The organism is Kitasatospora sp. NPDC059599, assembly GCF_042735125.1.
Classification (GTDB): Bacteria; Actinomycetota; Actinomycetes; order Streptomycetales; family Streptomycetaceae; genus Kitasatospora.
This window is the reverse complement of sequence record NZ_JBHWCL010000038.1, coordinates 1-25,848: the sequence shown is the minus strand read 5'-3', so window position 1 is coordinate 25,848 and position 25,848 is coordinate 1. Positions and strand designations below refer to the sequence as shown.

General features: G+C 70.6%; 30 protein-coding genes. 22 read left to right on the top strand and 8 right to left on the bottom strand.

Going from position 1 to position 25,848, the window contains the following annotated elements:
* Positions 1–45 precede the first annotated feature (45 nt).
* The 7 genes from ACFV04_RS15955 to ACFV04_RS15925 all read right to left on the bottom strand — a co-directional run bounded on the left by ACFV04_RS15955 (position 46) and on the right by ACFV04_RS15925 (position 6,145).
* Positions 46–1,797 (bottom strand): relaxase/mobilization nuclease domain-containing protein, encoded by a 1,752-nt coding sequence (locus ACFV04_RS15955; protein ID WP_380529553.1) that lies wholly within the window; start codon positions 1,795–1,797, stop codon positions 46–48.
* Complete coding sequence (locus ACFV04_RS15950) at positions 1,794–2,219, bottom strand: MobC family plasmid mobilization relaxosome protein (RefSeq protein WP_380529551.1); 426 nt, start codon at positions 2,217–2,219, stop codon at positions 1,794–1,796. Before ACFV04_RS15950 ends, ACFV04_RS15955 begins: the two co-directional genes overlap by 4 nt.
* 179 nt (positions 2,220–2,398) lie before the next feature.
* On the bottom strand, positions 2,399–2,623 hold the full coding sequence (locus ACFV04_RS15945) for a hypothetical protein (protein ID WP_380529549.1): 225 nt from the start codon (positions 2,621–2,623) through the stop codon (positions 2,399–2,401).
* A gap of 85 nt (positions 2,624–2,708) precedes the next feature.
* On the bottom strand, positions 2,709–3,722 hold the full coding sequence (locus tag ACFV04_RS15940) for a DUF2637 domain-containing protein (RefSeq protein WP_380529547.1): 1,014 nt from the start codon (positions 3,720–3,722) through the stop codon (positions 2,709–2,711).
* Entirely contained in the window at positions 3,719–4,282 is a 564-nt protein-coding gene (locus ACFV04_RS15935) for a WhiB family transcriptional regulator (RefSeq protein ID WP_380529545.1), read from the bottom strand. Before ACFV04_RS15935 ends, ACFV04_RS15940 begins: the two co-directional genes overlap by 4 nt.
* A 106-nt stretch (positions 4,283–4,388) precedes the next feature.
* Positions 4,389–5,096 (bottom strand): ATP-binding protein, encoded by a 708-nt coding sequence (locus tag ACFV04_RS15930; protein ID WP_380529543.1) that lies wholly within the window; start codon positions 5,094–5,096, stop codon positions 4,389–4,391.
* Positions 5,096–6,145: a hypothetical protein gene (locus tag ACFV04_RS15925; protein ID WP_380529541.1), complete on the bottom strand. Its 1,050-nt coding sequence runs from the start codon at positions 6,143–6,145 to the stop codon at positions 5,096–5,098. Before ACFV04_RS15925 ends, ACFV04_RS15930 begins: the two co-directional genes overlap by 1 nt.
* A gap of 433 nt (positions 6,146–6,578) precedes the next feature.
* Here ACFV04_RS15925 and ACFV04_RS15920 point away from each other — a divergent pair, with 433 nt between their 5' ends.
* The 5 genes from ACFV04_RS15920 to ACFV04_RS15900 all read left to right on the top strand — a co-directional run bounded on the left by ACFV04_RS15920 (position 6,579) and on the right by ACFV04_RS15900 (position 11,754).
* On the top strand, positions 6,579–7,031 hold the full coding sequence (locus tag ACFV04_RS15920; RefSeq protein WP_380529539.1) for a transcriptional regulator: 453 nt from the start codon (positions 6,579–6,581) through the stop codon (positions 7,029–7,031).
* 250 nt (positions 7,032–7,281) lie between these two features.
* Positions 7,282–7,860 (top strand): hypothetical protein, encoded by a 579-nt coding sequence (locus ACFV04_RS15915; RefSeq protein ID WP_380529537.1) that lies wholly within the window; start codon positions 7,282–7,284, stop codon positions 7,858–7,860.
* A 6-nt stretch (positions 7,861–7,866) separates the two neighbouring features.
* Complete coding sequence (locus ACFV04_RS15910) at positions 7,867–9,099, top strand: MAB_1171c family putative transporter (protein WP_380529535.1); 1,233 nt, start codon at positions 7,867–7,869, stop codon at positions 9,097–9,099.
* The gene (locus ACFV04_RS15905; protein WP_380529534.1) at positions 9,096–9,713 is read left to right on the top strand and encodes a hypothetical protein; all 618 of its coding nucleotides are present in this window, start codon (positions 9,096–9,098) and stop codon (positions 9,711–9,713) included. Before ACFV04_RS15910 ends, ACFV04_RS15905 begins: the two co-directional genes overlap by 4 nt.
* 325 nt (positions 9,714–10,038) lie before the next feature.
* The gene (locus tag ACFV04_RS15900) at positions 10,039–11,754 is read left to right on the top strand and encodes a prolyl oligopeptidase family serine peptidase (RefSeq protein ID WP_380529532.1); all 1,716 of its coding nucleotides are present in this window, start codon (positions 10,039–10,041) and stop codon (positions 11,752–11,754) included.
* Here the strand turns inward: ACFV04_RS15900 and ACFV04_RS15895 are convergent.
* Positions 11,732–13,051, bottom strand: coding sequence for a helix-turn-helix transcriptional regulator (locus tag ACFV04_RS15895; protein WP_380529530.1), 1,320 nt, complete (start codon positions 13,049–13,051; stop codon positions 11,732–11,734). The two genes, ACFV04_RS15900 and ACFV04_RS15895, sit on opposite strands and share 23 nt — an antisense overlap.
* Positions 13,052–13,426: 375 nt before the next feature.
* Between ACFV04_RS15895 and ACFV04_RS15890 the strand changes: the two genes are divergently transcribed.
* The 17 genes from ACFV04_RS15890 to ACFV04_RS15810 all read left to right on the top strand — a co-directional run bounded on the left by ACFV04_RS15890 (position 13,427) and on the right by ACFV04_RS15810 (position 25,803).
* Positions 13,427–13,576 (top strand): hypothetical protein, encoded by a 150-nt coding sequence (locus ACFV04_RS15890; RefSeq protein WP_380529528.1) that lies wholly within the window; start codon positions 13,427–13,429, stop codon positions 13,574–13,576.
* A 195-nt stretch (positions 13,577–13,771) separates the two neighbouring features.
* Positions 13,772–14,482, top strand: coding sequence for a 7-cyano-7-deazaguanine synthase QueC (gene queC, locus ACFV04_RS15885; RefSeq protein WP_380529526.1), 711 nt, complete (start codon positions 13,772–13,774; stop codon positions 14,480–14,482).
* Entirely contained in the window at positions 14,479–14,880 is a 402-nt protein-coding gene (locus ACFV04_RS15880; protein ID WP_380529524.1) for a 6-pyruvoyl tetrahydropterin synthase family protein, read from the top strand. Before queC ends, ACFV04_RS15880 begins: the two co-directional genes overlap by 4 nt.
* Positions 14,877–15,590 carry a 7-carboxy-7-deazaguanine synthase QueE gene (locus ACFV04_RS15875; RefSeq protein ID WP_380529522.1) on the top strand — a complete coding sequence of 238 codons (714 nt, stop codon included), beginning with the start codon at positions 14,877–14,879 and terminating at the stop codon, positions 15,588–15,590. Before ACFV04_RS15880 ends, ACFV04_RS15875 begins: the two co-directional genes overlap by 4 nt.
* 160 nt (positions 15,591–15,750) lie before the next feature.
* Entirely contained in the window at positions 15,751–16,533 is a 783-nt protein-coding gene (locus tag ACFV04_RS15870; RefSeq protein ID WP_380529521.1) for a reverse transcriptase domain-containing protein, read from the top strand.
* Positions 16,534–16,544: 11 nt separating this feature from the next.
* On the top strand, positions 16,545–17,108 hold the full coding sequence (locus ACFV04_RS15865; RefSeq protein WP_380529519.1) for a formylglycine-generating enzyme family protein: 564 nt from the start codon (positions 16,545–16,547) through the stop codon (positions 17,106–17,108).
* Positions 17,105–17,548 carry a hypothetical protein gene (locus ACFV04_RS15860; protein ID WP_380529518.1) on the top strand — a complete coding sequence of 148 codons (444 nt, stop codon included), beginning with the start codon at positions 17,105–17,107 and terminating at the stop codon, positions 17,546–17,548. The genes ACFV04_RS15865 and ACFV04_RS15860 overlap by 4 nt, the downstream gene beginning before the upstream one ends.
* Positions 17,545–18,585 carry a glycosyltransferase family 2 protein gene (locus ACFV04_RS15855; protein ID WP_380529516.1) on the top strand — a complete coding sequence of 347 codons (1,041 nt, stop codon included), beginning with the start codon at positions 17,545–17,547 and terminating at the stop codon, positions 18,583–18,585. The genes ACFV04_RS15860 and ACFV04_RS15855 overlap by 4 nt, the downstream gene beginning before the upstream one ends.
* A complete protein-coding gene (locus ACFV04_RS15850; RefSeq protein WP_380529514.1) occupies positions 18,582–19,538 on the top strand; it encodes a radical SAM protein in 957 nt (318 codons plus the stop codon). The genes ACFV04_RS15855 and ACFV04_RS15850 overlap by 4 nt, the downstream gene beginning before the upstream one ends.
* An 86-nt stretch (positions 19,539–19,624) precedes the next feature.
* Entirely contained in the window at positions 19,625–20,092 is a 468-nt protein-coding gene (locus tag ACFV04_RS15845; protein ID WP_380529513.1) for a phosphoribosyltransferase, read from the top strand.
* Complete coding sequence (locus ACFV04_RS15840; protein ID WP_380529511.1) at positions 20,089–21,222, top strand: glycosyltransferase family 4 protein; 1,134 nt, start codon at positions 20,089–20,091, stop codon at positions 21,220–21,222. Before ACFV04_RS15845 ends, ACFV04_RS15840 begins: the two co-directional genes overlap by 4 nt.
* On the top strand, positions 21,222–22,085 hold the full coding sequence (locus ACFV04_RS15835; RefSeq protein ID WP_380529509.1) for a 5'-3' exonuclease H3TH domain-containing protein: 864 nt from the start codon (positions 21,222–21,224) through the stop codon (positions 22,083–22,085). Before ACFV04_RS15840 ends, ACFV04_RS15835 begins: the two co-directional genes overlap by 1 nt.
* Entirely contained in the window at positions 22,082–22,699 is a 618-nt protein-coding gene (locus ACFV04_RS15830) for a PIG-L deacetylase family protein (RefSeq protein WP_380529507.1), read from the top strand. Before ACFV04_RS15835 ends, ACFV04_RS15830 begins: the two co-directional genes overlap by 4 nt.
* A 52-nt stretch (positions 22,700–22,751) precedes the next feature.
* Positions 22,752–23,345: a GTP cyclohydrolase I gene (gene folE / locus ACFV04_RS15825; RefSeq protein ID WP_380529505.1), complete on the top strand. Its 594-nt coding sequence runs from the start codon at positions 22,752–22,754 to the stop codon at positions 23,343–23,345.
* Positions 23,346–24,227: 882 nt separating this feature from the next.
* Positions 24,228–24,668 carry an NUDIX domain-containing protein gene (locus ACFV04_RS15820; RefSeq protein ID WP_380529503.1) on the top strand — a complete coding sequence of 147 codons (441 nt, stop codon included), beginning with the start codon at positions 24,228–24,230 and terminating at the stop codon, positions 24,666–24,668.
* Positions 24,665–25,249, top strand: coding sequence for an AAA family ATPase (locus tag ACFV04_RS15815; protein ID WP_380529501.1), 585 nt, complete (start codon positions 24,665–24,667; stop codon positions 25,247–25,249). The genes ACFV04_RS15820 and ACFV04_RS15815 overlap by 4 nt, the downstream gene beginning before the upstream one ends.
* A 65-nt stretch (positions 25,250–25,314) precedes the next feature.
* Entirely contained in the window at positions 25,315–25,803 is a 489-nt protein-coding gene (locus tag ACFV04_RS15810; RefSeq protein WP_380529499.1) for an NUDIX domain-containing protein, read from the top strand.
* The last annotated feature ends 45 nt before the right edge of the window (positions 25,804–25,848 follow it).

The window sequence follows — 25,848 nt, the reverse complement described above, 5'->3', positions numbered from 1 at the left end:
GGGTGGGGCCCAGCGAGCTGCTGGGGTGACATGCTCGGTGGGAAGTCAGCGGCGCAGGGCCCGGCGGTGCGGGTCAGTCACGAGCTGAGCCGGTGCCGACGAATCAACGCGCGGTGCCGCTCGTCCCGGCTTCGCACTGGTCCCGGCCGTGGTGGCAGGAGCCGTGCGCGGTGGTACGGGGTCTGCGGGCAATTTGGCGAGGCGGCGGATACGCCATACCAGGACGTCTTCGCGGTTGCGGGCGGTGCCTAGTTCACGCCGGGAGGTGGCCTCTTCGAGGAGTGCCTTCGGGTCGTGGCTGGCCTGCTCGGCTTCTGCGAGGACGGCTGCCAGGGCGTCGTGGCGGCGGGCCGATGCTGCAGGCTTCCGGCCCTGCCCGAGGACAGTGCGGATGGTGGTGTCGTGGCGGCGGCGCTCGATCTCCGGAAGGACACGGCCGTACTCCCGCATGGTGCGCATCGGAGTGGCTGCGGCCTGCTGGTAGGCGGCCTGTAGATGGTCGGCGGCCTGGCGGGAGGCGGCGGCCTGCTGGGCGTGCCCTCGGGCGGAGTGCCAGCGGGCTGCGGCCAGGGTGACCAGGACGAGGGTGGACAGGACCATGGCAGTGGTGCCGCCGTCCTCGCCCCGGCCGAGCGCGCTGCCGGCCTGGACGATTCCGCGGGCGGCCGAGCGCAGAGCACGGATGTCGGCAGACTCGGCGCGGACGTGGCTGCGGGTGGCGCGCTCGAAGGCGCGGGCGGCGTCTCGCAGTTCGGCGCGGGTGGCGGCCGGGGAGGTCTGGGCGAGGGCGTCGAGGAGTTCACCGGTGCCGACGAGCTGGGCGGCGGCCTCGTCGTCGTCCTGGTCGAGGATGTCGGCGGCGTGCTCGGCGGCGTGGGCGGCGTCCCGGCGTCGGCGCGCGGGAGCAGTGTGGTCGGGCCGGTCCGGCCTGTTGTCCGGCTGCGGGGTGTCGGTGGCGGGTGCGGTGTCGAGGCGGCGGCGGATGCGTGGGAGGGAGAGGTCAGGGGCCAGGGTGCTGCCGGAGAACCAGATCGGCTCCTTGCTGGCGTTGCGGTCGCCGGGCAGGGCGACGTTGTATCCGAGGACGTGGCCGGAGGGGGCGTGGCGCAGCTTCACTCGCAGGCCGGCCTCGCGCAGGCCGTTGAAGAACTCGGCTTCGGTGGCGACTCCGGCGACGGACTGGCGGACGGCTTCGCGCAGGCTCTCGCGTGGGGTCTCGGTGCGGCCGGCTCGCTGGGCCTTGAAGTGTTCCTGGCTGGTGGGGTTCTTGGCAGCGGTGCCGTCCCCGGGGTTGAGCTGGCGCAGACCGTACTCCTTCTCTATGAGGCGGGCTTCGGCCTGGGCCTTGCGCTTGTCGAAGCTGAGGGCGGCCAGTCGGCCGTCCTGGCGGACAAGGGTGGCGGCGATGTGGATGTGGTCCGCGGCGTGGCGGACGGCGACCCAGCGGCAGGCGGCGGTGTCGCCTTCGGGGGCGATGCCGGTGGCGTGGACGATGCGCCGGGCGATGATGGCCCACTCGGCGTCGTCGAGGTGCCGATCGCCGGGGGCGATGCGGACCGAGCAGTGCCAGATCTTGTTGGCCGGTGCCTGCTTGCCGAGGGCTTTGACGGGCTGGTCGAGCTGGTTGGCGAGTTTGGCGACCTGGTGCGGCGCCGGGTTGGGGCCCGGGTTGGGGGCGAAGTTGTTCCAGGAGGCGATGAGGTGCTGGTCGGTGTGTTCCTCGTGTTTGCCGGGGCCGAAGAGGTACTCGATGAGGGGGAAGGCGCGGTCGGTGCCGGTGCGGATCTTGGGGATCACCGGCGGACCAGCCAGTCGACGGCTTCGTCGACCGCGTCGATGGAGGCTTCGACGCGAGCCAGGAGCTGGCGCAGCTCGGCGCCCGGCTGGCCGCCGGCGTTCACGTAGTGGGCGAGTTGGTTGAGGTTGTTGCCGACGGCGCCGAGCTGGCGGTTGGACTCCATGAGTTCCTGGATGCCGCGCCGGTAGTCGGCGACGGCAGCGCTGGGGTCGGTGCTCGCGGCAGCGGCCACGGCGGCGGCAGCGGTGTAGCCGCCGGGGGCGAGGTCGGCTCGGGCTGCGGCGCGCTGGAGGAGGGCCCACTCGGGGTCGCTGAATCGGGGGCAGATGCGGTTGGTGCGCGGCACGCTTTGGCGCAGGCGTCGACGCGGTGCGGCATGAGCGGCGGTCGGCTGCTGCTCGTACTCCCCCTTGGTCGGCACCCCTGGGCCGACTCCCCGGTCGGCGGCAGGCCCCCCTGGGTCCGCCGCCGACCGGGGTGTCCCCGCCTCCTCCGGGGCGGGGGTGGGGTAAGGACTCCTTACCCCACAACTTGCTCCGCCAGGAGCCTGATCGGGGTCACACGCCCTTCCCGCCCTGGTTCCGGCCTGGTTGAGCGCGCTCATCGACTGGCCTCGGTGTCGCGCTGGCGGATGGCCAGGAGGAGGTCCACGATGAAGTCGAGGGCGAGTATGGGGTGGTGGAGGGTCCAGGGCCGGGAGCGTCGGCTTCGGTGGACAGTGCGGGCACCGTCGGGGCCGGTTTCGACCCGGTGGACGTGGCCGCGCTGGTGCAGGACGGTGAGCCAGGAGTCCGCTTCGGCCCAGGTGGCAGGGGTCGTGCGCATGATGGGGTACTTCCGTTCGATGCTGAGTGCGGGTGAGCGAGGGCCGGTGTGACCGGGCTGGTCACACCGGCGGTCGGGTGCCGGATCAGCTCCGGCTGGTGGTGACCGGCTGACTGTGCTGTTCGCGGAGCTGCGCCATCAGCTGGGTCAAGGTGTCGCTGGACAGCGGGATCTGCTGACCTCGGATCGCCTGGGCGACCACCTTGCGGGTCAGCTTGTCCTCCTCCTTGACCGCTTGCCGGGCGATCTCCAGCAGGTCCTCGGTGTCCAGGTCGGGGCGGCGGTCACCGGAGCTGTCGGCGACCGCGACCTGCAGCGCGGTGACCGGGTGGGTGACCGACTGACCGGTGACCTCTGCGGCGCTCACCTGCGCGGCGGTCACCGGCTGCTTGGGCGCTGGCCGGTCAGTGACCGACCGGGTGGTGTCCTGGTGCCCGCCCAGGTCAAGGGGCTTGGCCAGGCTGACCGGAGTCGCCTCCGGCCGAGGCTCCGCTGAAGTGACCGGGCGGGTGACCGGCTGACCGACCTCGGAGTGACCGACGGTGCTGTCCTGACCGCCGGACACCCGGGCCGTTCTCCCGGGCAGGTCAGCCGCTGCGGTGCGCTGACCGATGCCGGCCGTCCGGTCACCTTGACCGCCCAGGTCAGGAGGACTGACCGGCCCGCGGGCGATGAGGATGTAGAGGTGGACGGCGCCGGCCAGGGCGAGTGGGGCGATGGTGGACAGCACGGCGACCACGGTGTCGCCGATCCGCAGCCCTCCGTCCCGGGAGTGCAGTTCGTTGAGCCGGATCGCGTGCAGGGCGTTGGCCCACAGGCTCGCGCCGGTGGCCGCGCCGAAGAGCGTCCACACGTAGGCACGGGCGCGCAGCGGGGCATCGCGCAGCACCAGGAGGGCGCGGACGCCGTAGGCGATGAAGCCGTCGATGACGAGCGGGAAGAGGTAGGTGAGGGGACCTCTGACGTGGATGGCGATGGCCATCTGTTGGAGGGCGTCGTAGGAGAGCGCGCATCCGGCGGCGCCGAGGGCGATGACGACGGCCCTGTCCCAGCCGGTGACGCGCGCGGGGGCCGGGAGGGTCGCGGTGGCGGCGTTCATGCGGCCGTCCCGAAGTCTTCGCGGTGGAGCCGGTCGGTGGTGTCGCCGGTGCTGGTGGCGCGGGCGGCGTCCTGGGCGATCTGCCGGTGGCGGATGGCGCGGCGGGTCTCGCGGTAGAGCTTGAGTGCGTGCTCCTCGGTGATCTTGAGGAGCCAGGCGAGTCGCTCGACCGGAACGCCCTGGCGGTATCCGGCGAGGACGACGGCGCGGCGCTCGGCGCGGGTGAGGTGGATGTCGCGGCCGGCCAGGGTGGCGTTGACGCGGCTGTAGTCGAGGCGATCGGCGATCTTGGTGTGCAGGGGTTCGCGCTCCTCCTCGGTGAGACCGCCCCTGATGCCGTGGGTGTCGCCCGTTTCCAGGGCGGCGTCCAGGCAGGCGCGGGCGACGGGACACTGGGCGCACAGGGCCTTGGCGGCGGCGATGGCCGCCGTGTCCTCCGGGCCCGGGAAGAACGTCTCGGGGTCGACGAGGTTGTACTCGGTCGGGGAGCAGACGGCCTGCTCCTGCCAACTGCGGTCACCGAGGGAGCGGTGGCAGGCAGCGCTGGTCGTGGTGGTCATGGGGGATGCTCCGATCGCTCTCCGCGCGCGAGTGGCGTCGGCGGAGAGGTGTGCTGGGTCGGTGGAGGCGGGCGGCTCGCCGTGGGGCGGCCGGGCGCGGCGCGGGTCAGGCAGCGCGCTGGGGGCGTCTGCGGTCGACCGGCTCGAAGCTGACCCGGGTGGTCATCTGGGCGAGCCGGGAGGTGACGCGGTCACCGAGGCAGGTGCGGAGGTCCTTGATCGGCAGGTTGGTGGTGATCAGGGTCGGGAGCATGTGGTTGTAGCGGCGGTTGATGAGCCGGTACGTCTGCTCCTCCACGAACTCGGAGCTCTTGGCGGCGCCGAGGTCGTCAAGGATTAGCAGGGGCACCCGGCTGTAGGCCGTGAGCACCCGCTCGGCGTCGGTGTCCGAGCCAGGCCGCAGCTCCGCGTAGAGGTCTGCGGCGGTGGTGGCGCGCCATCGCACCCCGATGCCGGCCCGTACGAGGGCTCGGACGGCGCCGTACGCCTCGTGGGTCTTTCCCGATCCGACGACTCCGGCCATCAGCAGGCTCGGACCGGTGGCGACCTGGCGCCGGGCACCGGCGCTCGGGGCCACGGCCTGGGCGGCGGCCTGCCGGACCCAGCCCAGGACCTCCGGGCGCTCGGCCATCGCATCCCGGTAGCGCGGCGGCATCCCGGCCGACAGCGCCGCCTCCGGCGAGTACGGCTCCGCCTCGACCGGGAGGGCGTCGACCGCGGCCTGCCCGATGCCCCGGGCCGCAAGGATCCGGGTCATCCGGTCGAGCACCGACGGGCCTTCGGCGAGGGTCCGTGGGTCGCGGTGGGTGCGCATCACAGCTCCTCGGCGTAGGCGGCGACGGCGTCGACCGGGTTGGTCCACGCCTGGTGGGCCGGCACGTTAGGCCGGATCCCCGGCCGGGCCAACCCGGCACCACGTGCGTTCATGGCGTCGTTGACCAGGCTCGGCAGCCTGGAGGGGTGGCCCTGGATCTCGGCGTACCGGCGCAGCCCGGCCCGGACGTGGTCGGGCGAGATGCCCTCCTCCAGGAGCTTCTTGGTCAGGCGGCCGAGGTGACCGAGCACGTCGCCCGGAGGTCGCTCGGTGCAGGCGGCGACGTACTCGCCGATCAGCTGACCGGTCGAGGCGGCGTCCGCGTCGGGCGCCTGGCGCCCCGTAGGTGAAGACGATCCAGGATCCAAGATCCTGGATCCAGGCGTCGAGGGCTCCGGGAGGCTTCGGCGAGCCTTCGGGGAGTCCTCGGCGAATGCCCTCTGAACTGCTGTTTTCCGCGGCGCCGGGGTCTGGTCATTGTCGGTGCCGGCCGAACGGCCCGCTTGGTCGGCGGCCTCGGAAGCGCGCGGCGCGGGAGCCTCCGGTGAGTGCTCGGGCTGGTGGTCGAGACGCTCGGGAGCGTTCACCGAGCCTTCGGCGAAGGGTCGAGGATTCGCCGTGCTGCTGCCGGCGGCCGTTCCCGAGCCGTCTGTGATGGCGGCACGCTGGATGCAGGGCCCCTTGCAGACACCGCACCGCTCCGGCTCGCAGTGCGGGCACGCGGGCAGCCTGGACAGGCTCGGCTTGTCGATCTTCTGGTGGTTGCGCCAGGTCGGGTAGTGGAAGTACTTCCGGCCGTCGCAGCCGACGTACCGGCAGATGGCACCGGCGGAGGCGAGCTGCCGGAGGTGGTCCTCGACGTCCGCCCTGCCGATCTCGTCACGCATCGGCCAGATGACGCCGTAGACGATCGCCGCGTTGTCGCGGTGACGGCCGTGGTCGTCGGCGTGGTTGGTCATCCCGAGGAAGGTGACCGTCGCCGGGATGGAGACTTCGGCGAGCGTCTCGCTCACCCAGGTCTCCGGCTTGATGGAGCGTATCCGCGCCATGTCAGTGGCTCCGAGCGGGCTCTGCTGCGGCGGGAGTGAACCGCGACCGGCTCAGGCTCGTCGCCCGGTTGTGGGTTCCGTTCGGTTTGGCAGGCATGCGATACTCCGTGGCTCGTAGGAGCGCGTGCGGCGGTCTCTCGTGCAAAGAAGTCCCGCTGCTCGCGTGGTAGTGAATCGGCGCCCTCGGCGCCGGCCCGGCGTCCAGGAGTTGGTAGCTCCCGGACGCCGGTCACGTTTCCGGACGGTGCGACTCAGCAATGCTCATCTCCGCCGTTCAGCTCACTGACCAGCGGTGACGGACTTTGGTGCGTCGCATCGCGATCAACGTACACCAAAGTACGCGAGACGGGGAGACTAAAGTGCGCCCGGGCTGCGCGGCGACACCTTGGACGCACTAGAGTGCGTGTAACGCCACACCCTGATGGAGTACGCCGTGGGAGAGATCCAGTCCAGACTGAACCGCCTGTTCGAGACCTGCCCACACCCCAGCGGGCGACAGTTCACGAACCAGGAGGTGGCCGACCTGACGGCGGCTTGGGCCGCAGCGGCCGGCAACCCGTCGGCGAGCGTCAGCGCCAGCCTGATCCAGAAGCTGCGCAGCGGCGCGAAGGGGAATCCGACGGCAGGGACGCTGAAGGCTCTTGCCGCGGTGTTCAAAGTGCGGGCGAGCTACTTCATCGATGACGAAGAGCCCGCCGCACCCGCGAACGATGCGCCGGCCACCCGGCAGGACCTGGAGCAGCTGATCAAGGACGAGGACGTCCGGAACCTCGCCCTCCGCGCCAACGGCTTGTCCAAGGAGACCCTCTCCACCCTTGCCGGGTTCATCGAGCGCGCCCGCTCCCTGGAGGGACTTGAGGACGAAAAGGCTCCGCGCAACAACTAGGGCCACCCGCCTCGCTTGATCATCTAATTCGAGATCAGATGACATTTCGATAACGCAGATCATTACTGTCAGTAGCCCCACATCGCCACCGCGTCGATCCCCCCGCTCCCCCATGCGTCACGCCATAACGCTCCGCAGTTCCATGACCGCAGGAGTTGCACCGGTCACAATCGGTCGGCCCGTCGCTCACCTATGCTTTCAGCGCCGGATCACAGGGAGCTAAGAAGAATTTCGGGGCGGGAAAAGGATCATGCGTAACTGGCGAAGGAAGAGCGGCGACAACAGCGGAGAAGCCACTGATTTCTCCGCCGTCGCAGCAGCCCTCGACATACCGCTCCCGTTCACCATTGAGAAGCTGTGCGACAGCATCGCCTCCACACGCGAGCGGCCGATCCGCATTCATGCGATAGAACACGAAGGCTCATCGAGCAAGGCGCCCTGCGGCGCCTGGATCGCGCTGGAAAGAGCGGATCACATCTTCGTGGAGAACGCGACGAGTCCGCTGCACCGCTCCCACATCATCCTGCACGAGCTGTGCCACATGCTGCTCGGCCACTCCTGCCTTCCGACGGATGAGCATGAGCCATCGCCCGTCAGCGCCGCGCAGCGCCGCAGTCTTGGGGAGGTCCTCTCCGTCGAGGAGTGGGCCGGATTTCCGATCAACCGAATCGTCAGCCTTCTCGGTCGCACGAGCTACACGCACGCAGACGAAAAGGCTGCCGAAGGGCTTGCCGGCGTGCTCGCACGCAGAATTCGCCAGACGGAGGAAGCCGCCCAGCGCCCCACTGACCCCCTGTCAAGTCACCTTCTGAAAGCGCTGACCGAGTAGCCGGACATGACCGCAATCAATCTGGGCGTGTGCATCGCTCTCTGGGCGATCACGATATGGCGGGCGCCGGGTGCCTGGCGGAACAGCGATAAGCGGTCGCTATGGGCGGCGTTCTTCGTACTCGCCTGCGAGATGTGCTTCTCGACCGACACCGCTTCGAGGTGGCTCGACAGAACCTCCGGAATCCACAGCGTCTCCGCATTGCTGAAGCACGCGGCCGCGGTTACCGCTGCGGCTTTCGTGCTGGATTTCCTGGCCGACGCGGCGGCGACTTCACGGCCGACCACCGTGACGGCCCGGAAGCGGCCGATTCGGGTCGGCGTCGTCGTCCCGTTGGCCACGCTCACCACGATGATCACGCTGTTCGTCCTGGCCGACCGGCCCGACGAAGCCCTCGACCTGATGACCACCTACCCCCACGACACCCTGGTGCTGGCCTACGTCCTGGTGTGGACGACGTACTTCGGCTGGGCCATGCTGACGGCCTCACGGCTCTCGTGGCAGTGGTCACGCGGACCGGGGCCCCTACTGCTCCGCCGGGGCCTGGGTCTGATCTGCCTCGGCACGAGCATCGGGATCGTCTACGCGGCGCACCGAGCCGCCATGCTCTTCTTCGCCCGGTTCGACGTCCACCCGGTGCCGACAACCGCAGACGTCGCACTGAACGGCCTGCTCGCCCTCGTACCCCTGCTCCTGATCTCCGTCGGCAGCACCATGCCCGCCTACCCCAAGGCGAGAACAGCCCTGCGTCAGCACCGCCACCTGACCGAGCTCTACCCGCTGTGGGAACACCTCAGCGAGGCTGTTCCGCACATCCGGTACCGGCACAAGCGGCACCGGGTGCGCGACGCCCTCGACCCCTGCGGCATTCGCGACCGCCTCTACCGGCGCACCATCGAGATCCGCGACGCCATGCTGATCCTGAACGGCCACGCGCCGACGTCCCTACGGCTGCGCGCCGCAGATCACGTCGAGGACGCAGGACTCACCGGCCCGGCCGCGACCACGGCCGCGGACGCGTGCTGGCTGCGGGCCGCCCGCGAAGCCCACACCGCCGGCCTCGCGCGACCAGGCAGCCCCGAGCCACCGGAACAGGCCGGAAGCGACCTCGACTCCGAGGCCCACCTGCTCCTCTCGCTGTCCGACGCCTACTTCACCGACATTGCCGTCACCTTCGCCCGAGACCACCTCGAACGACTCGGCAGCACCCGTCCCCTCTCTGCTGGAGCCACCCCGTGACCTTCGCACCACCCGCACCACCGGCCTTCTCGGACTGCACCCCGGTCCAGAAGACCGCCAAGATCATCACGGACGTCCTCGCCCCGGCCAACCTGGTCACCGCCCTCCTCCTGCTCGTGGGCTGGCACAGCACTCAGTCCTGGTCCGGCCTCGGCTGGGGACTTGTGGCCGCCCTCTTCTGCGGTGTCATCCCCATCAGCATCGTGCTTCTCGGAGTCAAGCGCGGAGGCCTGACCGACAAGCACATCCGGGTCCGTCGACAGCGGGTCGTCCCGATGGCCCTCAGCCTCGTCTCCGTCGTCTCCGGCATCATCCTGCTCTACGTCCTGGGCGCACCCACCGACGTCTCCGCGCTGGTGGTCGCCATGCTCGTCGGGCTCGTCTCCTCCCTTCTGGTGACCACCGGGTGGCAGATCTCGATCCACAACTCGGTCGCCGGCGGGACCGTCATGATCCTTCTCCTGGTGTTCGGCCCCTGGATGCTCCCCACGGCCCTCGGCGCGGCCGCCATAGGCTGGTCCCGCATGGTCCTCAAGGCGCACACGATCTGGCAGATCCTCGCCGGCACCGCCCTGGGTGGCACGTCGGCGCTGGCGTTCATTCTGCTTCGCTGAGGACAGTCCCTGGAGACCGCGACGCGGCAGCTCTACCGTCTGGATTGCCGTAGTCGCCGGCCAACACGTCACCGGGCTTCTCGGCAAGCGCACGGCGACCCGCGGTGACAGAGAACCAACAGCAGATGACCACCGGCAAGACTCCGGAACCACCTCTGGTCTCGCCGGATCGGGGTGAAGGGCCAGGCGTCGCGTACTGGCCAACATGCCGAGGTGGCGCTTACCTGTGTAATTCGGCAGGATCCCTCCCATGAGGTCTCAGGGCAGCGGGCTCTCGCCCGCGTGGGTCGCGCGGAAGGTCGTCGCCTACGACGAACTCCAGTCCGTGGCAGGCTCGCTGTGGTGGTTGCAGGCCGACCCCAACCACGGCGGAATCCGGCGTGTGATGCACCAGGACCGAATCGGCACGACCGTCGCGGTGACACCGTCCGATGTCTCGGTCGGAAGTGAGCTCCACGCCTACGGTGGAGGCAGCTTCGCTGTGGTGGACGATGGACTGTGGTTCGTCGGCGATGACGGCTCCCTGTTCCACCAGCCTCCCGGCTGTGCACCGAAGAGGATCGTGCCCGTCTGCGGCTCCGAACAGTACGGAGAGCTCGCTCCGGGCCCTGGTGGCGTCGTCCTTGCAGTTCGCGGCGATGACACGACGGATGAAATCATCACGGTAGCTCCGTCCGGGGCCGTGCAGATACTGGTCCGATCCTCCGAATTCCTCGCCTGCCCTCGAATCGCCGGGGAGACCCTGGCATACCTGGAGTGGAGCCGGGACCGGATGCCCTGGGACAGTACGCGGCTTCTGCTGTCCGATGCCCGTTCCGGCCTCCGCGGGCCGGGCCGCATCGTCGCGGGCGGCCCCGAGGAGTCCGTGGTCCAGCCGTCCTGGGGGCCGGACGGGTCGCTGTACTTCCTGTCCGACCGGACGGGGTGGTGGAACCTCTACCGGCTCCGGGACGACGCAGCCGAGATCGTCATACCGATCGACGCGGACTGCGCGCCGGCGCCGTGGGAAGGCGGCTACCAGTCGTACGGTTTCACCACCGACGGCAGCGTCGTACTGACCCTCCTGGACGGGCACTCCACCCAACTCGTGGAGGTCGACCCCGCTGGCGTCCGGCGCCGGCTCGGACCGAACCTCACCTCCGTGAAGCCCTACATCGCCGTCGACAGCGACCGGGTCGCCGTCATCGCTTCCACCCCGTTGTCCGCCCCCGGGTTGTGGTCGCTCAACCTGGTGGCGGGAGAGGAGGGTCTGGCTCGCCAGGTGGGTACGGCACCCGAGTCGGCTCTGCCCTGGACGCCTCACCCACCAGAGGTCCGAACGGCGCCCGGTCCGGCCGGGCACGTGGGCTTCCTGTTCCATCGACCGCCAGGGGCAGCGATGCCGGTGCCGCTCGTCGTACGAGCACACCCCGGTCCGACGGACGACGTGCCCCTGCGACTGGACTGGACGACCCAGTTCTTCGTCAGCCACGGCTTCGCCGTCGCCGAAGTGCTCTACCGCGGCAGCACCGGCCGTGGCCGGGAATTCCGCCAAGTACTGCACGGGCACTGGGGCGAGTACGACGTCGAGGACTGCGCGGCGGTGGCCGAGCACCTGCGGTCGACCGGTGTGGCACGGCCCAAGGCGATATTCATCACCGGCGCCAGCGCCGGCGGGTACACGGCGCTCCAGGCGGCGAGCCGTCCTGGACCGTTCGCCGGCGCGACGGCGACGTCGGCCATCATCGACCCGGCACGGTGGGAGCTCTCCGTACCGCCGTTCCAGCGCCCTCACGCCACCGTCCTGCGAGGACCTGCCGGCGCCGCGACGCCGAAGGGGATCCGCTGCCCCGTCCTGGTGATCCACGGGGCCGCCGATACGATCACCTCCGCCGAGGACGCCATGCGGTTCGCCCAGGAGTTGGCCACCCTCAGCGATGACCACGCCGGCCTGCTCCTGGACAACGGCGACCACTACCTGTCGTCACCGGTCGCGCGGGAGCAAGCCCTCCACGCCGAACTCGCCTTCTACAACCGCATCATGCGCCGCCAGACAGGGTGAGAGCCACACTGTCGGCTTCCGGTAGCACGGCCCGGGCGAACTCACGCAGCTCCCGAGCCGGAGCGTAGTCGGCGTGGGCCTGCACGTCGGCCAGGACTCCGGCCACCCGCTCGACGCACCGGCCTGATCCTGTCCTGGCAGCGTAGGCGACGGCGTCCCGGCCGGCCGCACACGCCCGGTCGAGGTCCCCGGTGCGCAACCAGGTGGCGGCCAGTAGGGCGGCGTCGATCGCACGTCGGCGGACCCTGTCCTCGCCCACACCGCTGAGGGCCTCCACGAGTTGGCTCCGCGCGGCCGGAGCGCGGCCGAGATCGTGAAGGCAGTGGGCGACCTCGTCCGCGAGGTAGGCGTGGTTGAAGTAGCGGATCCAGGCGGGCTCGTCCTGGTGGTCAGCGGTGTCGAGCAGTTGCTCGGCCTGGATGATCAGCTCGGTCGCCTCAGCCTCCCTGCGCATCCTGGCGTTGGCCCGAGCGACGACGGCGGTGATGGCGGCCCGGGTCGCCGGACTCACGGCTGTCCCGGCCGCGGCCCGCGCCGAGGCTGCCCAGCGTAGGGCGGTCTCCGGCTCGCCGCAGTGCAGCGCCAGGTGCCCGAGGTTCACCGCAACGAGGTAGGCGCCGTAGGCCCGGTCATTGGTCACCGTCGTCAGGGTGAGGGCACGCTGGTAGTACGCCTGGGCTCGGTCGGGGTCGCCAGTGTCAACCGCCTGGTATCCGGCGAGCTCGCAGAATCCGGCTGTGAGCTTCGCGCGTCGGCGGGCGGCCGGTTCGTCCGCAGCCGGACGACGGAGCAGGGCTTCGAGTTCATTGTCGATGTAGGAGCTGACCTGCCGCTGGTACTGCCCCGCTCCGTGCGTGTGGTCGAGCTGACGGAACAAATCGAGCATTCCCTCGGCGGCGCCGAGGTCCGCTCCGGTCACCGGCAGCGACGTGGCCGCCCCTTCGACCCTGGCGTTGACGGACAACCAATCGGTCACCAACCCTCCGACCTGCGCCAACGGCGACGCCACCGGCTCCGCCAGCTGCTCGCCGTGACCGCACCGGCACGAAGCTTCCGCTCCGCCCTCGCATGCTGGCTGGTCGCCGGCAGCCGAGCGCCCGGCCAGTAAGGAGCGCAACTCGGCAGCGGAGACCTTCAACAATCCGGCGAGTTTCGGCATCTGCCACGGTTGCGGCGTCGCCGTGCCCTTCTCCCAGCGATGGACCGTCGTTCGATCGACGTCCATCAGGTCCGCCAGCCGCTCCTGGGTGTGGCCGGCAGCCCTGCGCTGCACGGCGAGCGGTCCCCATCGCGTCATCGCGCCCTCCCCAGGAGTTTCGGTCGACCAAGTGCGCAGGTCAACAGTGCCTCTTCAACATCACTGCCACCTGTTGCAACAAGTCTGCACTGTCACAAAGGGATTGGCAGCTGGTTCCGTATGAGCCCCCAAGGTGTGCACCTCGGATTGGGAGCCCTCCGTACTGCCGCAGACCGGACGCCCTCGTGGCGCTGCGCTCTCCGGCCGTCTCGGCAGGGCTGGTGCAGCACAGGGCCAGCAGCTCTCCGAACAAGGATGCCGATGACCACGAACTCCTCGCCGCCGACGCACCTCGTACACGCCCCGACGGTGAACTCGCGCCAACCACGGCCCGGCGCCGCCGCCCGCCTCCGGAACACGGGTTCCGGTGACCCCGTGGACACGTTGCTGTCGGCCTTCTGGCTGCTGGGAAACGTCGTCACGATCACCCTCCTGGGGGTGCTCCTCAACCCGCAGCCGAGCCACCACGACGCCGCGCGGACACCGATGCCCTCCCGGTCCGCGCCGGATGTCGGCGAGGCCTGACCCCGCGGTCCCTCTCAAACCCATCCCCGCGACCTCCGCTCCGCCCCGGCTCCGCCGGCGTGAAGCGCTCGCGTCCACACCGGCTCGACTCCGTCCGAGCGTGGCAGACCAAGCTGCTGGCCCGGCCACGGAAGTACGACAACCGGACTCGCTCCGACCTCCGTCAGCGGAGGACTACGAGGAAGACGTATGGAGATGACTGAACACACTCCCCCGCGACACACGGTGGTGATCGCCTCCGGTGGGCTGGACAGCACCACCGTCGCGTACTGGCTCGCCGGCAGCGGCAGCATGCTCACGCTGCTCTCCTTCGACTACGGGCAGCGTCACCGGAAGGAGCTCGACTTCGCCCGGCGGACCGCTGGCCGCCTCGGTGCGCGCTACGAACTCGTCGACCTCGGCAGGCTCGACGGCCTGCTGTCGGGCTCGGCGCTGACCGACCCGACGGTCGAGGTGCCTGACGGCACCTACACCGCCGAGAGCATGCGCAGCACCGTGGTGCCCAACCGGAACGCGATCATGCTCTCGATCGCCGTGGGCGCGGCGGTCGCAGCTGGGGCCGACGCCGTGGCGTTCGGCGCCCACGCCGGCGACCACGCCGTCTACCCGGACTGCCGCACCGAGTTCTTCGACGCGTTCGCCGAGGCCGCCCGGTTCGGCAACGAGGGATTCATCGCCGAGGACTTCCGTCTACTGGCGCCGTTCATCGCCCAGACGAAGGCCGACATCGTGCGGGTCGCCGACCAGGTCGGTGTGCCGTTCACCGACACCTGGTCCTGCTACCGCGGCGGCGCGCTGCACTGCGGGACGTGCGGGACATGCAGCGAGCGGATCGAGGCCTTCGCCCTTGCCGGGGTCGAGGACCCGACCGAGTACGCCGACGCAACCGCCGGGGCGGCGCGATGAGCGGGGTCGCCGTGCCCGGTCGGCACCGGATCGGGAAGACGTTCCGGTTCGAGGCGGCGCACTTCCTGCCCGGTCTGCCGGAGGGTCACCAGTGCGGGCGGATGCACGGCCACTCCTACCGGGTGGAGTTCGTCCTCACCGCCGACCGGCTGGTGGCACCCGGCTTCGTCACGGACTTCGGCGAGCTCACCCCGGTGAAGAAACTCATCGACGCCACCCTCGACCACCGGGTGCTGAACGACGCCCTGTCGGTCACCCCGACGTCGGAGAACCTCGCGGCCTGGCTGGCCGGCTGGTTCGTGCAGCACGTGGAGCCGTCGTTGCCGGGGCGACTGGTGTCGGTACGGGTGTCGGAAACGGCCAGCAGCTGGGCCGAGTTCGTGCTGGAGGAGCGGTGAGCGTGCTGGGAGGCAAGGCCGACACAGCCAGGGGTCTGCTGGTGGCGGAGTGCTTCGGCCCGACGTTCCAGGGCGAGGGCCCCAGCGTCGGGCAGCGGTCGCTGTTCGTACGCCTGGCCCCGTGCAACCTTCACTGTCCGGGGTGCGACACCCCGGAGACGTGGGACTGGTCCCGGTTCGACCCGCGCGAGGTGTCCACGCGACACGGCGTCGAGGACCTGGCGGCGTGGGTGATGACCCGCTCACCACAGCTGGTAGTGGTCACCGGCGGTGAGCCCCTGCTCCAACAGCCCGGGCTGATCGACCTGGTGCACCTGTTGCCGGGCCGGCGCGTCGAGGTGGAGACCAACGGCACCGTCGTCCCACGGGCGGAGCTGGTCGAGTCGGTCGCTGCGTTCAACGTGTCGCCGAAGCTGAAGGCGTTCGCCGCGCCCGGGGACCGGAGGATCGTTCCGCAGGCGCTGGCGGCGTTCGCCGCCTGCGGAAAGGCCCGGTTCAAGTTCGTCGTGCACGAGGCCGCCCAGCTCGACGAAGTCGCTTCCCTGGTCGAGGCGTTCTCGCTCTCCGAGGTCTGGATCATGCCGGAGGGCACGAGCAGCGAGACGGTCCTCGACCGGATGCGGGCCCTGGCGGATGAGGTCCTGGAGCGGGGATGGAACCTGACGCCGCGGCTGCACACGCTGCTCTGGGAGGCTGAGCGTGGCCGGTGAGCGCAGCAAAGCGCCTGGACGACGCGGTCGTTCCGGCTTCCGGAGGCCGCGCGTGTTGGGTAGCGGCCAAGTATGCGGTGCGGAGGAGAGCGGGATCCTGCATGCCGTCCAGGCGCCACCCACTATAGCCAACTCCCGCCCACCGCGCGCCCATTCGCTGATGCCGTTCCTCGTCGAACGCCGTCATCTGAAGGCGGCCGCCCGTGCCTGCATGCGCCGGGCCGGCTCGCCGGGCGCCGACGGGATGAGCTGGGCGCAGTTCCGGCAGGACATGGACGGCCGGCTGGAGATCCTGGCCGAGGAACTGCGCACGGGTTCCTGGGTGCCCGGCCCGCTGCGCGAGGTGGGGATCACCACCTACACCGGCAAGACGATGCCCTCGGTGATCCCGACGGTGGCCGATCGGGTCGTCCAGCGGGCGATGCGGGCGGCGATCGAGCCGGTGCTGGAGCAGCGGGCGTTCGCCGACTGGGTCTCGGGCTACCGGGCCGGGCGGAACCGGATCACCGCACTGCGCGACTCCGACCGGCACCTGCGGGAGGGGTTTCGGTGGGTGGCGGACGTGGACGTGCGGAGAGTGTCGGAGGGGTCCAGCGCCGCCGAGGTCACCGACTGGCTGGCCGAGCACGTGGCGGACGGCTCGTTTCTCCGGCTGTTCGAGCGGGTGCTGGAACCGTTGCCGTTTCCGCTCGCCCCGGGTACCGCACTCTCGCCTTTGCTGATCAACCTGCGGCTCTCCCGGGCGGACAGGCGGCTCGCAGGGCTTCGCACGGTGCGGTTCGCGGACAACTACTGCGTCTTCTGTGACGGCGCCGAACAGGCCGGCGAGGCCATGGAAGCCATCGCCGGGGCGCTGGCTCGGTGCGGGCTGCGGCCCAACCTCGGCAAGTCCAAGGTGTGGGCTGGCGTGAACGCCGAAGACCTGTTCCTGATCGCCGGATGAAGGAGGTGGCGATGACGATGAACTTTGCCGGGCACGCGCTCACCTGGGTGCCGGTGCCGGGCGGTGTGTGCCTGTTCGGCGACCGGCAGAAGCCGCTGCGGGTGGCCGACCTGGAGTGGACGGCGACGCCGGTCACGCCTGCCCAGCTTGGCCTCGCCCCGGACCACCGGCCGCTGGTCGGGATCGCCCAGGCGCAGGCGGCCCGGATCGCCGCCGACCTCGGCGGCCGGTTGCCGCTGTCGAAGGAATGGGAGTGGGCCGCCTCCGGCGCCGAGCGCCGCTCGTACCCGTGGGGTGAGGAGGTGCCGGACGAGGGACGCGCGAATCTGCGCGACTCCTGTGGACGGCTCACCCCGGTCAGCTCCTACCCCCGCGGGCGAACCCCGACCGGGCTGTGGGACATGGCGGGCAACTGCTGGGAGTGGACCTCCTCGAAGACGATCGGCGACGGCTTCGTCATCCGCGGCGGCTCCTACAACTCGCTGCCGCTGTACGCACGGTGCACGTTCCTGAACGCCGCGCCGGCCGAGCTCGGCTCACCGGGCATCGGCTTCCGAGTGGTGCGAGCGCCGTGATCGGCGACCTCGTGATCGCGGGCTGCTCCCGCCGCAAGGCGCCGGCCCCCGGGCTGGTGCCCGCCCTGGAGCTGTACACCGGAGGCATCGCCCCGAAGCTGCACGCCCGCTTCGCCGATCACCCGCACGCCCGCAGCCGGATCCGCTTCCTGTCCGCAGCCTACGGCCTGGTTGGTGCGGACGACCTGATCACCTCGTACGACCAGCGCCTGACTCGTGACCTGGTCGAAGGGCTGCGCGCGACCGTGAACGGCCAGCTGCGGCGCGACTTCGCCGCCAACGGCGTCCCACAACGGGTGCTGCTGGTCCTCGAACCCGACTACCTGGTCCTGCTCACCGACCTCCTGGCTATGCCGGAGCGCCCGGTTCTGCAGTGGATCTCCGACCCTCGCGGCTGGCCCCAGGCTGCCGCCGTGCTCGACGAATGGAGGTGGCCGTGACGCACACCAGCCTCGCGGACGCGCTCAAGACCCAGGCCAACGCCCACCGGTACGTCACCGCGGGGTTCACCGAGCGCACCGGTCTCGGCTGGCACCAGCCCACCCCCGCCGGCGCCAACGCCGGCGGCGCACTGTCGGTGGTGATCCCGGCGCGCAACACCGCCTACGCCCTTCCGACAGTGCTGGACGCGCTCGGCGCGCAACAGCACGCGGCCGACGTGGAGGTGATCCTGGTCGACGACGCCTCCGCGGACACGACGTTCGAGATCGCCCGCCGCCACCCGGTGGTCACCACCGCGGTCCGCCTGGCCCAGCAGCGCGGCTCGGGGACGGCGCGCAACGCCGGTGCCCGCCTCGCTCAGGCCCCGACCATCCTGTTCGTCGACGCGGACATGGTGCTGCCCTCCCACGTGCTCGCCGATGTCGCCGCGCGCGCGGAGGCAGACACCGTCCTGACCGGCTTCCGCCACAACGTCACCCACCAGGTGTCGCCCTGCGGCGAGCCTGTACTGCCCAAGGGGCCGCCGCTCCTCAGCGCCGACCACCGCGTCACCTGGACGCCTCCGACCGGGAAGGTCCTGCCGTACTCCGGGATCACGCTCACCGATGAGCTGAACGGGCGCCCGCTCGACGCCACCGACGACTTTCAGACCCTCGGGTACGGGCGGTCCTACTACGACTGGGATCTGCCCAGGATGGTCGTCACCGCCTTGCTGGCGGTACCGCGCGAGCAACTGGTGACCGTCGGCGGCTTCGACGAGGAGTTCGGAGCTCTCGGCTGGGGCATGGAAGACACCCACCTCGGCGCGACCCTGATCGCCTCTGGCTGCCTCGTCGTTCCGCTGCGCCAGGCGGTCGGGTTTCACCTCGACCCGCCGGACGCCGCCTCGCAGTGGCAGACCAAGCTCGCCACGTGGCCCGCGACGCTCGCCCGTTACCGCCACCTGCTCTCCCTTCCCGCGCCCACCGCCCGCAGCAACGCCTTTGCCGCCGCTGCGGACAAGCACTTGATCGATGCCGAGGTGTACACCCGATGATCCGCACCTTCGCCGCCGCCATGTACGGCGACATCACCGTCGTGCACGATCCCGCGGTCGGCACCAACCACATCTCACCCCAGCCGCTCCCGGCCGGCCGCGTCAGCCTCGACGACCGCCAGGTGGCCGCGTGGTCCCTGGTCGACCTCGCACTCCTCGCGCTCCTCGCTCTGGAATTCCCGCTGAGCATGTGCTGGTCGCCGATCGTGCGCTGCAACCTGGCGTGCCCGCAGTGCCTCGACGACAAGAGCGTGCGCGAGTCCACCGCGGCCGAGCGGCTCACCCTCGCCAGGCACATCGCCGCATCGGGCATCCTGGGCGTCGACATTTCTGGCGGTGAGCCCCTGCTGCTGCGCGACCTGCCCGACCTCGCCCTCACGATCCGCCGACAGGGCACCTCTGTGGTCAGCTGCACCACCAACGGCTGGCACCTCGCACGACGCGCCGAGGAAATCGCCGGTGCTGTGGACGCGATCCGCGTCTCCCTCGACGGCGCCACCGAGGACACCCACGACACCTGGCGCGGACCGAACAGCTACCAGCGCGCCATCACCGGCATCCACGCCGCCGTCGACGAGGGCCTGCTCGTCCAGCTCCAGATGGTCCTCATGCAGTCCAACAAGCACGAGGCCCAGCAGCTGGTGGACCTCGCCGCCCAACTCGGCGCCGGCGGGGTGACCTTCCTCCAGATGCTTCCCATCGGTGACGGCGCCGCCCTCGCCGCCGGGCAGATGCTCACCGACGAACAGGCCCAGGCGGTCGTCGAGCCGCTCACCGTCCCCGACGGCGTCCGGGTCCGGCTGCGCACCCGCCAGAGCGCCGGCGGCTTCACCGTTCTGCGCGCCGACGGCTACGCCTGGCGCAACACCCTGGGAGCTACCGGCATCTCCGCATTCGTCCCCGTCACCGGTCCGGCCGACCTACGCCTTCCTACCTCCAGGAGCGACTCGTGACCAACTCCTCGCATAACGGCAGGCGAGTCTTCGCACGGCGCGTCCCGTTCGCGCCCACACACTTCCAGTGTTTCGACGCAGCGAGGATGATCGCCGAGTCCACCGTCGGAATCGACCCGCACGTGACCTGCGCGATCGGCATCGCCTCCGGCGGGATCAAACCGGCCCGCCTCATGGCCGACTACCTCAAGGTGCCGTTCCACACTGTCACCGCCAGGCACAACAAGAGCGACGCCCCGTTCCAGCAGGCCACCGGCGACGTCGAGGTACGGCTCCCGGACAACCTGCCCCGGCTCCTCACCGGAACGGTGCTCCTCGTCGACGACATCGCCGGAACCGGTGCGACGTTCGCCGCCGTCACCGACGCGCTGAAGGACCGGCTCGACCGCAGCGCCGAGGTCATGACCGCCGCGCTGTTCCGCAACCGCGGCTGCACGCAGAACCCCGACCGCTGGGCCTGGACCGTGGACGACTGGGTCACCTTCCCCTGGGAGAACCCGCACTTCGGCCCGACCCGCCCCGTCCCCACCCTTCGGCGGGTGCGCGCCCGGTGACCGCCGCCGCCTCCGCCCGCGGAGTCCTGCTGGTCCTCGTCTCCTGGACCCCCGACGCACCGGCCGGCATCGAACGCGCGACGGCCGCCCTGGCCGTCGGCCTCGCCCGGAACGGCCATCGGCCCGTCATCGCCACCGCCGCGCAGCAGCCCGAAGGCCCCGGCCTTCCCGGTGTCACCATCGCACCGTTGTACCTGGACGGCGTCCGTTTCCCCTGCGACGACGGTGTCCTGCGCCGCGCCGTCACCTACCAGGACACCCCACTGACCCGCCAGATCCGGGACCTGATCACCGAGCACCGCATCGACACCGTCCTGTTCACCGACGCCCTCTGGGGCCTCGGCCGCCTGCGCGGCGATGTCCCCGGCCACGTGCGCCGCGCCCTCGCTGCCCACGTCAAACCGCACGCCCTCGACGCCGGACCCGCACTCGCCCGTGCCACCCGCGTCATCGTGCCCTCCACCGTCGTCCGCGACGAGCTCGCCGGCTGGGCACCGCGCAACCTGCGCGTCGTTCCCAATGCGCTCATGACCGACGCCACGGTGGCCGTTCCCCCGCCGTCGCGCCGCGAGCAGCTCCGCCGCAACGGCCCGGTGCGCGTCCTCGCACGGCTCGGACCGGAAAAGGGCGTACTCGGGCTGCTGGAGGCCCTCTCCGGCTGGGACAGGCCGATCGAAGTGGCCCTCGCCGAAGCCGGTTTCGAGGAGAGCCCTGGGTCGCAGGCCCGACTCTGCGGCGCCTCCGTCGAGGCGGCGGCCCGCGCCGCGAGCGTCCACGTGCGCGGGGCGCTGCCGTGGGACGAGGTGCTGCCCTGGCTTGCGGGAGCAGCCGCCGTCATCGTCCCCAGCCACAAGGAGACCTTCGGTCTGGTGGCACTGGAAGCCATGAGCGTCGGCACCCCCGTCATCGCCTACCGGATCGGCAACCTGCCCGCCCTGATCGGCCCGACCGGCCACGGAGAGCACCTCCTCGTCGACCGCGACCAGGGCCCCACGGGCCTCCTCAAGGCGACGCAAACCCTTCTGGAAGATGACATACTGTACGCCGCGACTACACAGACCGTGTATCGGAGAGCGGCCCACTTCGAGCCCCGCCGAATCGCTGACTTCTTTCTGGAGGCGGTGTCGTGATGCCCGAAAACCCCGTAACCCCTGCGCCGTTGCTGCTCGTCGACGGCTTCAACCTTCTGTGGGCCGGCACGTTCGGCTTCCCCGCCCCGATCTTCTCCCGCGACAAGACCCGCGAGCTGACCGGCCTGTTCGCCTTCTTCGCCCTGCTGCGCGCCGCGATCCGCGACGACCTCGACGTCGCGGCTCCCGAGGTCCTGGTTGTCTTCGACGGCGAGCACGGCACGGCCGACCGCGTGGCCGCCGACCAGGAGTACAAGGCGAACCGGGAAGCCACACCCGAGGCGCTCAAACCGCTGCAGTTCCTCGCCCCGGTGAAGGACGGACTGGACGCGTTCGGGATCCGGTGGGTCGAGGTCGGCGACGCCGAGGCCGACGACGTCATCGCCACCCTCGCCACCGGGGCCGCCGATACCCGGCAGGTCCTGGTCATGTCGCGCGACATGGACTTCTACCAACTCCTCGACGACCGCGTGCGCATCCTCAACCGCTCCCGGAAGTCCTCCCAGCGGATCATCACCGCCGCCGAGGTCGTGACCCGCTTCGGCGTCGCCCCGGCCCAGTGGCCGGCCTTCCGCGCCCTGACCGGCGACAAGTCCGACAACATCCCCGGCGTCCGCGGCGTCGGCCCGAAGGTCGCCGCCACCCTGCTGCGCGACGGCATGCGCCTGCCGGACCTCCCCGGCTCCGGACGACTCACCGGCGCCAAGGGTGCCGCGATCACCACCGCCTGGGCCGACGTGCTCCGCTGGGAGGCGATGATCACGGTGCGCCGCGACTTGGCCGTCCCCGTCCACCTCCGCGGCGAGGCCAGCCCCCAGCTTCCGAAGCCCGTCGACGTCGTCGAGAAGCTCGGGCTGTGGTGACCACCACCAGACCTGGCTCGGTCCTGGCCGCCTTCGCGCACCCCGACGACGCCGAGCTGTGGGCCGGCGCCACCCTCGCCCTGCACGCCAGATGCGCCACCGTCACCGTCGTCGTCCCACACCGCGACGAAGTCCGCGATGCAGAGGCGCGCAAGGGCGCCGCGGCCCTCGGGGCCGAGCTGCGCCAGATCCCCCGGCTCGACCACGCCGCCCTCCAGGAGCTGCTGTTCGAGGTGCAGCCCGAGATCGTAATCACCCACCCGCTGGGCGATGTCCACCCCGAGCATCGTGCCGTCGCCACCACCGTGCTCACGGCCGTTCCCGAACCCCGGATCGTCACCGGTCGCCCGAGCCGCCTCTACACCTGCGACACCTACAACTCGCTCACCCTCGAAGGCCCGGTGCGCGCCGACGTGATCGTGGACGCCACCGCGACCTTCGATACCAAGATGGCGGCGCTGCACGAACACGTGAGCCAGCCGATCGAACAGCACTTCGGCCCCATGGCCGAAACCCTCGGCCGGCTCTGGGGCGCCCGCATCGGAACCCGGTACGCGGAGGCGTTCACCGCCGTACCGATCCTCGGCTGCCTGCCCGGCGCCACCCACCTCTGACACACCGCACTTCGCGGCCCCTCACCGTCAACCCATCCCAGGGGGATGACCCATGACGTCCATACCCGTGCAGGCCCAGCGCCGCCCCGTCGACCGCCCGCGCGTCGAAGAACTGACCCGCCAACTGCTGCTCGCCCTCGGCGAAGACCCCGACCGCGACGGCCTCAAGGACACACCCCGCCGATTCGCCGACTGGTGGGGCGAGTTCCTCGACCACGACCCCGGCCGGCTCGACACCAGCTTCGCCCACGAGCGCCAGTACGGCGACTTCGTCCTCCTCACCGGCATCGAGGCCTGGAGCATCTGCGAGCACCACCTGCTCCCCTTCCGTCTCGATGTCTCCATCGCCTACGTCCCGGACACCTCCGTCCTCGGTCTCTCCAAACTGGTGCGGCACCTGGAGGCCCACACCCACGCCCTCCAGCTCCAGGAACGCATCACCCACGACGTCGCCCGCGACCTCGCCAAGGCCGCCGGCACCGACGACGTCGCCGTCTTCACCACCGGCGAGCACCTGTGCATGAGCATGCGCGGCGTCAAAGCCACCTCGGTCCGCACCACCACCATGTGCCGACTCGGCCGCACCGAGAACGACCCCGGCCTGGCCACCCGCATCGAACGGCTCGCACTCCCCGTCCGCGCCTGATCACCTCCCGCCCACGACACACCAGGCACCGAGCATGACCGTCCACACGTCATGGCCTCGCTGGGCACCAACTCACCGGCGGCGCGTCCCCCTTCACCCGGGCGCGCTGGCGACCGGTATCGCGACGACTCGTCTTGGTTCCGTTCGCGTTCACTGTCTACGCCGACCTCGGCGACCGCCGCGGTGCCGGCCTTCCAAGGTCCTCCTCCGCTCCGCCGCCGCCCGCCAGGGCAACACACCGACTTCGGCGTCCCGCTGCTGCGGCAAAGCCATCGCCGACCTCGGCTCGCTCACCCGCCCGACCCGCTGAACGTGGCCCGGGCGCAGGTCTTCCTCGGCGAGGCTCAGTCCCTGGCGGGTGAGTACGGCCTCGCCGTCGCCACCATCAGCGAGGCCTGCCAGGCGTTCACCAACTCTGGCCACGACCACTGGAGGCCCACGCCACCGAGTTCCTCGGACAGGCCGCCGAACGCTCCGGCCTTCCGGACGCCGCCCGCAGCTGGCCCACCACGTGCCTACGGCAGTACGAGAGCCTCGGAAGCGCCCTCGACGCCGAGCGCCTCCGGAGCCGGATCAGCGCCCTGGCGCAGACGTGAATGCCCTGCCTCCCGCCGAGCTTGGCGCGATTGTCAGTACCCCGTGGCACACTGCCCTGTTCGACCCACAACCGCCCTATCAGTATGACGAGTTGGGGCTGTTCACCGGATCGTGTGGCTTCTGTCGCGACACGCCGACGCGGCCCCGCCGGGCCGCCTACGGTGGGACACCTGGCCACGCACTCACATACGACGAACGATCACCAGTTTGATCGCAGCTTTGCCATGCCCTGAGCCGGCCGCGCTCCCCGCGCTGGTTCCCTCACCCCTGGGAAAGGAGACGTCCGTGCCGCACACCCTGGGCGTCGGAGTGCACCTGGTCCTGATCGAGAACGGCCGGGTGCTGCTCGGACAGCGCGCCAACACCACCTTCGCCGACCAGCACTGGCACGCCCCAGCAGGCCACCTCGAAACGGGAGAGTCCGTCCTCGCCGGCATGGCCCGCGAGGCCAACGAGGAACTCGGCATCACCATCAGGGAGGAGGACCTCGACCTGGTGCACACCCTCCACCACCTCGACGCCGACGACGGCGCCGGACGCCTCCAGCTGTTCTTCACCCCGCGCGCGTACACCGGCAAGATCACCAACCGCGAACCGGACAAGTGCACCGTCCTCCGCTTCTGGCCGCTGGACAGGCTCCCGGAGCCGATCGTCGGCTACACCGCCGACGCGCTCGCGCAGATCACCGCCGGCCGCCCGCTGTCCGTCGTCGGATGGCCGGCATGAGCACCATGAGCCACCCGTGGCTCCCGTCGGCCGGAACGCCTGCGGGGAGCACGGAGACCCGGCTCGTGGTCGTCCGGGGAAACTCGGCGTCGGGCAAGTCCTCGGTGGCGGCGGGAATCCGGGAGCGGTTCAGGCGGGGCCTGGCCGTGGTCGCGCAGGACAACCTGCGCCGCATCGTGCTGCGCGAGCGGGACCGGCCCGGCGGCGCGAACATCGGCCTGATCGACGCCGTGGCACGGTACGCGCTGGGCGCCGGCTACCACGTCGTCATCGAAGGCATCCTGTACGCCGACCACTACGGCGAGATGCTCCAACGCCTGGTGGACGACCACCGCGGTGTCACCCGCTGCTACTACCTCGACATCCCGATCGACGAGACGCTGCTCCGTCACGCCTCGAAAGCCGATCGCGAGTACCTGACGGCCGTCACCGAGCGTGAACTGCGCGACTGGTACCGCGAACACGACGTCCTTCCCGGCGGCATCGAGACCGTCATCGGCACCGACAGCACCCTCCACGACACGGTCGACCGCATCATGCGCGAGACCGCGCTCTCGGAGTTGCGCCCGCGCGACACGTAGAAGCGCAGGTACTCGACCGTGGCCTCCCCTCCATCGCCCCCTCAACCTTCAACCAGGAGCCCCTGATGCACGAGACGAACAGGCTGTCGGTCGGCGTCATCGTCCACGACCTGAACACCGACCGGATCGCCACCGTCCACTACGGCCAGCGCAGTTGGACCCCGGGCCCCGCGTGGACGATCCCGGGTGGAAAGGTCGACCCCGGGGAAGAGATCCCCGATGCTGCCGCCCGGGAGCTACGTGAGGAAGCCGGGCTCATCGTCAAGCCGTCCGACCTGCGCCTGGTGCACACCATCCAGGCCAAGGAGGGCTGGGACGGGCTCGGCGGGTTCATGCTGTTCGTCTTCACCACCAGCGAGTTCACGGGCGAGCTGGTCAACGTCGAGCCGGACAAGCACCTGGAGGTGCGCTGGCACCCCGCCGCCGCTGTCCTGCCCAGCCCGATGTTCCCGACCTCCAAGGCCGCGGTGGAGGCGTACCTGGCCGGCGGGCCAGCATTCTCCACCCACGGATTCGACCCCGCCTCCGGACAGCGGCAGCTCGTCGAGACCTGACCGGCGCCCGGTCGGCACCGTGCCGGGCGAGCACTCGCCCGGCAC